The sequence below is a fragment of the Rhodococcus sp. R1101 genome, from assembly GCF_000278445.1.
GTDB lineage: Bacteria > Actinomycetota > Actinomycetes > Mycobacteriales > Mycobacteriaceae > Rhodococcus > Rhodococcus gordoniae.
In genome coordinates this window covers 1-793 of record NZ_AJVB01000853.1, presented here as the reverse complement: position 1 = coordinate 793, position 793 = coordinate 1, and the positions used below count along the sequence as shown (strand labels likewise).

1 protein-coding gene is annotated in these 793 nt (G+C 67.1%); it reads right to left on the bottom strand.

Annotated elements, in window-relative coordinates; all coding sequences use genetic code 11:
* A partial coding sequence (locus tag R1101_RS0124735; RefSeq protein ID WP_037225259.1) for an NAD(P)H-dependent glycerol-3-phosphate dehydrogenase occupies positions 1-792 on the bottom strand: 792 nt, incomplete at its 3' end.
* Position 793: the final 1 nt, after the last annotated feature.

The following is a 793-nucleotide window of genomic DNA, read 5'->3' as shown; positions in this document are numbered from 1 at the left end:
GCCGAGGCGTTCGCCGAACGAACGGTTGCGCGACAGCGGGGAGGTGCAGGTCGCGACGAGATCGCCGACGCCGGCGAGACCGGCGAGCGTGGCCGGCTTCGCCCCGAGGGCGGTTCCGAGACGGGTGATCTCGGCGAGACCACGGGTGATGATGCTCGCCACGGTGTTCTCACCGAGTCCGATACCGGCGGCCATCCCGCAGGCGAGTGCGATGACGTTCTTGCACGCGCCGCCGATCTCGCAACCGATCACGTCCGAATTGGTGTACGGACGGAAATACTTTGTCGCGCAAGACTTCTGAATCTCCATGGCACGGGTCGAATCGGGGCACGCGATCACCGTCGCGGCCGGTTGCCCCTCGGCGATCTCCCGAGCGAGGTTGGGGCCGGACAACACGGCGATCCGATTCTGCTCGGCGCCGGTGACCTGACCGATCACCTGACTCATGCGCATCAGGGTGCCGCTCTCGATTCCCTTGGCGAGACTCAGAAGTGTGACGTCGGATCCGATATCCGCCTTCCACGCCTCGAGATTGGTGCGCAGGGTCTGGCTCGGTACGGCGAGGACGACGAAGTCGGCGCCCGCCACCGCCACCCGGTGATCGGCAGTGGCCTTCAGCGAGTGCGGCAGTTCCACGCCGGGCAGATAATCGGAGTTCTCGTGCCGTTCCGCGATGCCGCGCGCCACCTCCTCGCGTCGCGCCCAGATCGTCACGTCCGTTCCGGCGTCGGCCAACACCTTGGCGTACGCCGTCCCCCACGAACCCGCGCCCAGAACTGCTGCTGTGGTCACG